Here is a 9,404-nt window from a genome sequence, read left to right as displayed (position 1 = left end):
CCTTTCGAGCAATTCGTCCGGCGGATGGCGTGCGCCGACACGCTGATTCACACCTGGGATTTCGCGCGCGCCACCGGGCAGGACGAACACCTCGACCCCGAGGCCGTCGAGCTGGCCCGAACCTTGCTGGTCGCAGAAGACGACCAGATCCGGCTCCCCCACGCCTTCGGGGCCAAGGTGGCGCCCACAGACAACGCCGACGCCCAGACCCAGCTGCTGAACTTCCTGGGCCGCACCACCTAACAGAACGAACTGCGTGGCGCACAAAGTCCGCCGCACGGCTCTATCGACGATGTGCCGATCGACTGGGCTGATCGCGCGACGACGCCATTCTTCATCGTCGCGGTCGCGTTCGGCGGTCTGGTCGCGATCGCCGTGTGGCTCGATCTGCTCTTCAGGGTGACGTTGCTGCCCTGAACTGAGGAACCGCATCGAAGACGCTGGGTGCGGAGATCTTCTCCGCGATCCCGCCTTTTCCCGGGATCGACCGCGACCGGAGATGCAACGCGCCGTCGCCGGCCCGTCATGCCTCCCGCACCGGATTCAGATGCGTTCGCTCGGCGCCCAGAACCTCACTGCCCACCGAATGTAGGGTCGGGAGCCGGTTCGGTGGCAGATCCTGACCGAAAGTCGCGAAGCCACTATGAGCAGAGCGGATTCCCGCTCAGCTGTTCTTCTTCGCGACCGTGGCCATGGTGCCCCGTTTCCAGCTCCCGCACTCAAACACTCGCTCAGTGTGCGGCTCGGGCAGGGACGACGAATAGAACAGTATGCTCGCACAGCACGGTTCCAGGTCGCGAGCCGACCACCTCGGCTCCCCGACTCCGCTGAGTCGATTCGATCGGGTCCCTATTCAGCACAATGGCAACATTATTCGGTCTGTTTGGGGTGCCCTGTGCCCGCATACTTCAGCCACAACGTGCGGTGCTCGATGTCCAGCACATACCAGACCCGGCCACCGGCGGTGACCTCGTACTGCCACTGCTCCATCTCCACCCCGTTGTGCACCCCGGTCGCGAGCTTGCCCTTCAACCGGTGATGGCGCGTCGTCGACTCCCCGACGACCGTGCGGCGTCGCAGCTCCTCGTACGCCACCAGTGTGTTCGCCGGCGCCTGCCGGCACAGCTCGTCCCACCCCTTCGCCGCGTCACTGGTCGCGAACCGCAGCTCCCACAACTCGCCCGATGCCGGCGGCGCGACCCGCTCACCCCGCTTCGGGCTCACAGCTCCGGCACGGCCCCGAAGTCACCCTCGGACGGCGCCGACAGGATCCGGGCGAGCTCCGGATCGGCATACACCTCCGCCGTGTGCCGCCACGTCTCGATCGTCCGGGCCGGCGGTGCCGGATTATCCAGCGACGAACCCGCCCGTAGCGACGCGATCAGCTCGTCGACGAAGTCGGCGAGCTCCTCAGCCGACAGGTAGCTCACCCACGGGAACGCCGCCGCCACCACCTTGCGGACCAGAGCACCGTCATCCGAGTGCAGCAGGGCGTCGACCATCGCCGTCGCCGCCGCGAGGACCTCCCGCTCCTGATCCGCCCGCGCCGCCGTCATCAGCACCAGATCCTCGTCGTCTCGGCGCGTCACCCGCAGCGGCCGCGCACCCGACCGCTGCCACTCCGACAGTGTCGCCTTCCCCTTGTTCTGGATATCCGAGAACGGCACCTCACCCACAGACATACTTTCAATGTACTTTCAAAGTCAGCGGTCGGCAAGGTGCGCACAGTAGCCGGTTGGTACTCCCAGTGGCTGCTCTCGGCGCCATCGAACGAATCCCCGGAAGAGAAAGTGTCCTGCGCTCCAATGGAGGCTCGAGGCGGGCTTCCACGCCGCCGACAAGGCGAAGAACCCGCGGGACAGGTGCAGGGTGATCTACCGGGCAGCCGAGAACATCCGCGCAGACATCGAAACCCAGAACCGCGCGGGCGCCACCCTCCACCGCAGCCACTGACGATCGCGCCCAGGCAAACCAAGCAACGCGGCATCGACATGGCGAGCGCCGTACGTACATCGCGGATTTGGACCACACCAACCGCCGCTAGAGCATCTGACTCAGTCAGCGAGGCATCTTCGGTCCGCAGTCTACATCTCACGTCCGGCCACCTCCGCCCTCACTCTCAGCAGCCGGTTGTGCAGCGCCAGGACCATCTCATCTAGGTCCCGCGCGTTCTCACGGTAGGTCGTCTGCGGATCGGTCACGCCGACCACCTTGTGAAGTGCCGACCGAGGAAACCAGCGGCTCGGGCGGCACATCGCACCCGTGCCCTCCTGGAATATCGGAGGCACCGCCTCCTGGAATATCGGAGGCACCGGCCTTCACGAACCCATCATCGTGCCCCAACCCCGACGCCAACACGCGTAACCCATCTCGGGTGGAGTACCCACGGGATCATTCACCGCTCAGGTGGAGTACTCCACTACTCCTGGCCAAGCCCGTTCCGGCACGCACGCTTCTTCTTGTACCCAACACGAAGCGTCACCCAGTACGGCACCGCAGCCCAGGAGCACTCGCCATGACCACCACCACGGCTCACCCAGTCGACACCCAACTGATCGGCATCATCCACGACGCCCTGCGCCGCGATCTCGGCCGCACCTTCGACGCCCTCAGCAGCCGCGCCCCGCTCCGCGCCCGCCGCCGCGCCGCACTCGCCGACCACCTCACCTGGACTGTGGCCTTCCTCGAACGCCACCACACCACCGAAGAGACCTATCTGTGGCCGCTCGCCCTCCAGCGAACGCCCTCCGCGGCACCATTGCTCGACCAGCTGACCCTCGGCCATGCGCGCATCCACCACGCCGCCGAAACCGTCGAACACACCGCCCATGCCTACCAGCGCTTGGGAGCTGTCAGCGTGCGCGACGACCTCCGCGGCGCACTCGAACGACTCTGCACCATCCTGCTCCCCCACCTCGATCACGAAGAAACCGAACTCGCACCCATCCTGGCCGCGACCATCACCGATATCGGATGGAAAAGCTGGTTCCACCACGTTTTCCACACCACCCGCACGGTCGAGTTCGCCCGGGAAGCCTATTGGCTCACCGACACACTCGAACCTGAACGCCGCGCGCTCACCACACGGCTCCTCCACCTAGATCATCGATCCCTCACCCACCACGCGCTCACACTCACCTGCCGCCACCACACACGACACCTCTGGAAGAACCACACCACCACCTGCAACCGACGGCACTCGTCACGAATCCACGCCGCATTGCACCCACTCGACACCGCACTCTCCGCCACCTGAACTACCCCAGCCGCTCACCCACACCACAGGAGGCGATGCCACACCCAAACAGACTTCACCACAGACGCTTACAGCCACACCCCGGCATTTCGAATGCCCTCAGCACACCCGCACACCAACAACAGAAAGAAGCGACCAATGAACAAGAACACACTCCGCACCGCGATCGCAGCAACCGCAATCGCACCCCTCATTGCGTTTGGATCCGGTGTCGCAGCAGCAGCACCGGCCCCGACACCACCAGCGCCCGAGACAATCCATCCCGTCATGCTCGGACCGTTCGGTGGCGCATGCGCACCGTTGCTGCTCATCCCGCTCATCGGAATCCCCATCGCGGGGCTCTGCGCTGTCTGACCGAAACCCGCTTCAGGTGCGACAACCATCTCGATAACCTGCCGCACCTGAAGCGGACAGGACGTTCCCAGGAACTATTTCACTCCGATCGCGAGCACCGCGCCGATCCCACTCGACGCTGACGAATCTGAGCGGCTTCCACCCCAAACTCTCTGCGGGACAGTCCTCGTCGCTCCACTTCCTCCAGATCATCCGCGCGGGATGCGACGACTCTGAGTAAGGCTCCGAGGACGCCCGATATCTAGCCACTGGGATCGCCTCTTTCAGGCAGGCCACCTGGTACTTGGATGCCGCATGATGCGTTGCGGACGGGTTACCCTGTGCGGCCGCCGACCTACAGACGAATCGCCGTGATCACCGCCGACGACTGGAGCCCAGCACTCACCGCTTCCGACCCGGGGAACGGCGCCGTCTCCACAGACCCCTCGGATCGATTCAACGCATGCGCCCCCGTCATGAAACGAAGCGACTCGAGACGAACCGTGACAAATCCCTCCCTACGTGCATCCTCGAGCAGCCGGCGCGGCAGCGCCCGCGCCCCACCCCTGCCACGGACAGCGGGAAACACGTACTCCCTGTGAGCTCGGCCCTCACAAATCGAACCTGGTGGTCGCTTTTTTGTACCGGACCTGCATACGATCAGTTCATGGCGAGTGTCTGGCCATTGGTCGGGCGCGCGGAGGAACTACGCCTGATCAACGCCGCCGTGACCGGAGCCGACGGTTACCGCGGAATCGTGATCGCCGGCACCGCCGGTGTGGGCAAGAGCCATCTGGCCCGCAGAGCCCTCGCCGAAGTCCACCCCGGACGCTGGACATCGCGGTGGGTGCGAGCCACCGCCTCTGCTCGGGCGCTCCCGCTCGGAGCATTTGCCGAATGGACCGACGTCGGCACTGCGGACACGATGTCCGTTGTCCGCGGCGTTATCGATCACCTTTCCGACCACCCCTCTGGCGCAAAGACGGTCATCGGAATCGATGACGCCCACCTTCTCGACGATCTGTCAGCGTTCGTGGTGCTCCAACTCGTCCAGCGGCGACTCGCCCCGGTCGTGGTCACCGTTCGCACCGGCGAACCGGTGCCCGATGCACTCAGTGCCTTGTGGAAGGACGATCACCTCCAGCGGATCGAACTCCAACCACTTTCGGAAGAGGAAACCGGTGAACTTGTCACCGGGGTCGTCGGCGGCCCCCTCGACCCCGACACCGCCCGCCGGCTATGGACCATCACCCACGGCAACCCCCTCTACGTGCGCCACCTCGTCGAACAGGAACTGGTCACCGGACGACTCGCCCCGAGACCACAGGAACCAGGACTCAATGCCGGAGTATGGGGGTGGGATGGTCCCCCCACCGTCTCTCCTGGGCTGGCAGACCTCGTCGGAGCCCAACTCGACGCCCTTCCACCCGCCGTCGCCGCCGTCCTCGACGTCCTGGCGGTCGGCGAACCGCTGCCGGAACAAATGCTGACCGACCTCACCAACCCCGACGCCGTCGAGGATGCTCACACAGCCGGGCTGATCGCTGTCGGCCGCAGCGACCGGCACCTGGTGCGGTTGTCGCACCCCCTCTACGGCGAAGCCCGCCGCGCCAGGGCCACACCACTACGGCTGCGGCGGCTACAAGGCATCATCGCCGAAGCCCTTGACGCCAAACAAGATTCCGACACCCGCGACCTCGTCCGCCGCGCCGTCCTGACACTCGAAGCCGGACTCACTGTCGACCCCGACTTCCTCACCGACGCCGCGTTGGCATCACTGTCATTGTTCGATGCCGACCTCGCAATGCGCCTGTGTAAGGCAGCCATCGAACACGGTGCCGACTACGACACCCACCTGATCCTGTCCGTCGCCCTGACCATCCTCTCCCGCGGCGAGGAATCCGAGCAGGTCCTCACACAGGTCCTCACCTGGCCGCTCCCCGACGACGACCGTGTCGAGGCAGCATTCCTCCGGTCCTCGAATCTGTTGTGGATACTCGGTCGCCCCAAGAATGCCGAATCCGTGCTCCTCGAAACGCGAGAAATGACGACGACACCCCAAGCGCACGGCGAGTTGGTTGCGGGTCTGGCGATCGTCCACGCATACAACGCGCGTCCCCTCGACGCCGTCGACGCCGCAACATCCGCACTGCAGACACCTAACCTCCCCGAGCTGGCCCGCATGTGGGCGTTGGGTGCCCTCCTGATCGCCCAGGGGGACATGGGAAAGGCATCCGAGCTCGCACCCGACGCCGACCGCACCTACAACTTCATGACCGGCTCCCCGCTGGTTTCCTCCGTTCGGCTCCCCTACAGCGAGTTCCACACCCGGGGGTTGCGGCTGGCAGGCTACCTCCGCGATGCCACCGCCGTGACCACCCGCATCTGCAACGAATGCGCCGATGCACCCGGCTTCGCGCAACGCTTCTCCGCCCTGCTGAGAGGGCAGGACGAACTCGCGTCGGGGCACCTGAGAGCGGCACGGAAACAACTGGAACAGCGCTTCACCTCCGCCGGAACCGCCCACGGCTACATCCCCACAGCGTGGTACTGCGCGCTCGCCCAAGCCCAAGCGATGTCCGGAGACGGCGCGCACGCAATCGAAACCCTTCGCGCCCTCGACGCCTGGTGCCCCACACCCGTCCCATACCTGAAACCGGACTACCTCCTCACCAGGGCCTGGGTCTCCGCCGCCACCGGTGCCGTCACCGAAGCCATCGCACTCGCGCACCGCGGCGCCCGCTGTGCCGCCGAACATCACCAATACGCCCACGAAGTGATGTGCCTGCACACCGCCACCCGCCTCGGCGACACCACCACCGCCGACCGCCTCCACGAGCTCGCCGGCCAGGTGGACGGGCCCCGCGCCCCCGCGGCCGCCCGGCACGCAACAGCTCTCGCCGCCGGTGACGCGGACGGCCTCCTCGACGCCTCCCACCGGTTCGAGGAGATGGGTGATCTGCTGGCCGCCATGGACGCCGCCGCGCACGCCGCCACCACCTACCGCCGCCTCGGGCGCAACGGATCCGCCCTCACCGCCGCCGCCCGCGCACAGCACCTCGCCGACACCTGCGACGGCGCCGATACACCGGCCCTCCGCGAGGCCAACCAGCCGACGACGCTGACCGCCCGGCAACGCGAGGTCATCACCCTCGCCGCCCAAGGTCTATCGAACAAGCAGATCGCCGAGAAAATGACGCTGTCCGTCCGCACCGTCGAAGGACACCTCTACCGTGCCTCCCTCAAAACTGGCCTCGCCGGACGTGACGACCTCGGCGGCACAGTCACGGGGCGATGAATCAATATGACTGCGGCCCAACGCACATCACACCCCATCGAGCCCATTTCTGTATCTCAATCCGAAGGCTGGGCGAGATGAAACCGATTGCAAATATCTGGCCTTTGGTCGGGCGGGAAGAGGAACTCGGCCTGGTCAATGCCGCCGTGACCGGAGCCGACGGTTACCGAGGAATCGTGATCGCCGGCGCCGCCGGTGTGGGCAAGAGCCGCCTCGCCCGAAAAGCAATCGCACAAGTCCATCCGGGACGATGGGTGTTGCGATGGGCACGAGCGACCACCTCCGCCCGGGCACTCCCGCTCGGAGCATTCACCGAATGGACCGACGGCGGCACCGCGGACACAATGTGCGTTGTCCGCGGCGTCATCGATCACCTTTCCGCCCACCCGGCTGGGGCAAGGACAGTGATCGGGGTCGATGACGCACATCTACTCGACGACCTGTCGGCGTTTGTAATGCTCCAACTCGTACAGCGGCGACTGGCCCCCGTCGTGGTCACCGTCCGCACCGGTGAACCGGTCCCCGATGCGGTCACCGCACTCTGGAAGGACGGTCACCTCCAGCGCATCGAACTCCAACCACTCTCTGAACAGGAGACCGGGGACCTCGTCGCCACAGTCCTCGGCGGCTCACTGGACCCGATGGCCACCCGCCGACTATGGAACGTCACCCGCGGCAACGCCCTGTACCTGCGCCATCTGGTCGAACAGGAAGCCGCCAGTGGACGACTCGCCCCGAGCCCGGTAGCACCAGGACTCAGCGCCGGCGTCTGGGTGTGGGAAGGTCCCCCCACCGTCTCACCGAGGCTGGCGGACCTCATCGGCGCGCAACTCGACGCACTTCCGCACGCGGTCGGCACGGTGCTCGACTTCCTTGCCGTCGGCGAGCCATTGCCCGAACAGATGCTGGCCGACCTCACCGATCCAGAGGCCGTTGAGCAGGCACATTCAATCGGGCTGATCACCGTCGACCGGGGCGGCCGCCACCCGGTGAGGTTGGCGCACCCGCTCTACGGCGAAGCCCGCCGCGCCCAGGCCACACCCCTACGACTGCGACGGCTACAAGGTGACATCGCCGAAGCCCTTGGCGCCATGAACGATTCCGACGTCCGCGACCTCATTCGCCGTGCCGTCCTGATCCTCGAATCCGGCCTCAGCGCCGAACCCGTCCTTCTCACGGAGGCCGCGACTGCATCATTGGCATTGTTCGATGCCGAACTCGCGGTACGGCTGTGCAACGCCGCGATCTCGAACGGCGCCGGCTACGACGCCCGCATCACCCTGTCATTGGCGCTGACCGAACTCAGCCGCGGTGAGGAATCCGAACAAGTCCTCGCACGACTCCTCGCGGAGCCCCTCGCCGACGAACAGGTCGTGGACGTGGCGTGCCGTCGACTCGGGAATCTGCTGTGGGCTCTCGATCGTCCAGACGAAGCGGAGTCCGTGCTCCTCGAAGCGGGGGAAACGACCGCACCGCACGTGCACGGTGCATTGGCGGCCGGCCGCGCCATCGTCCACGCGTACAACGGGCGACCACTCGACGCGCTCGAAGCCACACAGTCCGCGCTCGATGCGCCGGACCTGCCGGAGATATCCGGGATCTGGGCGCTCGGCTCCCTCCTGATCGCTTTGGGGGATACCGGCACGACGTCGAAGATGGCACCCGTCGCCGCCCGCGCAGACGACCTCATGACCGGCTCCCCGCGGGTTTCGATAGTCCGTCTTCCCTTCAGCGAGTTCCACACCAGAAGCTTGAGGCTGGCCGGATACGTCAATGAGGCCACCGCCGTCACCACGCGAATCTACGACGAGACCGCCGATGGACCCGGCTGGGCGCAGGGATTTCCCTCCATACTCTTGGGACAAGCCGACCTCGCGGCGGGGCACCTGAATGCCGCACGGAGACGGCTGGAGCAACGCTTCACCTCGGTCGGTATCCCCATTGGCTACATCCCCACGATCTGGTATTGCGCGCTCGCCCAGACACAGTCAATGTCCGGAGACGGCGCAAGCGCGACGGAAACCCTGCGCGCACTCGATACTTGGTGCCCCACCCCCGTCCCCTACCTCAACCCCGAGTATCTCCTCACCCGGGCCTGGGTCTCCGCCGCAACCGGTGCCGTCACCGAAGCCATCGAGATTGCGCACCGCGGCGCCCGATGCGCGGCCGCACACCACCAATATGCCTACGAGGTGATGTGCTTACACACGGCGACTCGCTTCGGCGATTCCACCACGGCCCACCGGCTACACGAGCTCTCCGGCCAGGTCGACGGACCCCGCGCCCCCGCAGCTGCCCGCCATGCCACCGCCCTAGCCCGAAGTTGCGATGGGTTTGTCCTGGTATTTACGGCTGAGCTGCAGCGGGGGCATGAGACACACCCATGGTGTAGTCACTAAAATGATTGCCACTATGGTAGCCGTGGAGTAAAATCAGTTCATGGCCAAGGGAACCGGTGCAGTCCACATCGCCACTCAACGCCGTAAGTACACCGGGAAAGACGGTGTCGAACGGGTC

General features: G+C 65.9%; 7 protein-coding genes and 1 pseudogene. 6 read left to right on the top strand and 2 right to left on the bottom strand.

The features are described 5' to 3' along the window. Both ACFWAY_RS52125 and ACFWAY_RS52120 read left to right on the top strand, forming a co-directional pair. Nucleotides 1-243, top strand: a pseudogene (locus ACFWAY_RS52125) (TIGR03086 family protein); the annotation flags it as partial. A 51-nt stretch (nt 244-294) separates the two neighbouring features. Beyond that, nucleotides 295-417, top strand: coding sequence for a hypothetical protein (locus tag ACFWAY_RS52120; protein ID WP_009760353.1), 123 nt, complete (start codon nt 295-297; stop codon nt 415-417). 453 nt (nt 418-870) lie between these two features. Here the strand turns inward: ACFWAY_RS52120 and ACFWAY_RS52115 are convergent, their stop codons facing one another. Together ACFWAY_RS52115 and ACFWAY_RS52110 are read right to left on the bottom strand one after the other, a co-directional pair. Then, nucleotides 871-1,224, bottom strand: a complete 354-nt coding sequence (locus ACFWAY_RS52115; protein ID WP_378454021.1) for a hypothetical protein — start codon at nt 1,222-1,224, stop codon at nt 871-873. Next, entirely contained in the window at nt 1,221-1,676 is a 456-nt protein-coding gene (locus ACFWAY_RS52110) for a hypothetical protein (protein WP_378516314.1), read from the bottom strand. Before ACFWAY_RS52110 ends, ACFWAY_RS52115 begins: the two co-directional genes overlap by 4 nt. An 839-nt stretch (nt 1,677-2,515) precedes the next feature. Here ACFWAY_RS52110 and ACFWAY_RS52105 point away from each other — a divergent pair. The 4 genes from ACFWAY_RS52105 to ACFWAY_RS52090 all read left to right on the top strand — a co-directional run bounded on the left by ACFWAY_RS52105 (nt 2,516) and on the right by ACFWAY_RS52090 (nt 9,286). Next, entirely contained in the window at nt 2,516-3,256 is a 741-nt protein-coding gene (locus tag ACFWAY_RS52105) for a hemerythrin domain-containing protein (RefSeq protein ID WP_378516313.1), read from the top strand. Between the two features lie 138 nt (nt 3,257-3,394). Then, on the top strand, nt 3,395-3,610 hold the full coding sequence (locus ACFWAY_RS52100) for a hypothetical protein (RefSeq protein ID WP_378516312.1): 216 nt from the start codon (nt 3,395-3,397) through the stop codon (nt 3,608-3,610). 646 nt (nt 3,611-4,256) lie between these two features. Continuing rightward, nucleotides 4,257-6,887 (top strand): LuxR C-terminal-related transcriptional regulator, encoded by a 2,631-nt coding sequence (locus ACFWAY_RS52095; protein WP_378516311.1) that lies wholly within the window; start codon nt 4,257-4,259, stop codon nt 6,885-6,887. Nucleotides 6,888-6,964: 77 nt separating this feature from the next. Continuing rightward, entirely contained in the window at nt 6,965-9,286 is a 2,322-nt protein-coding gene (locus tag ACFWAY_RS52090) for an AAA family ATPase (RefSeq protein ID WP_378516310.1), read from the top strand. The last annotated feature ends 118 nt before the right edge of the window (nt 9,287-9,404 follow it).

The sequence above is a fragment of the Rhodococcus sp. NPDC059968 genome, assembly GCF_042738615.1.
Classification (GTDB): domain Bacteria; phylum Actinomycetota; class Actinomycetes; order Mycobacteriales; family Mycobacteriaceae; genus Rhodococcus_F.
This window is presented reverse-complemented; position numbering and strand designations above follow the sequence as displayed.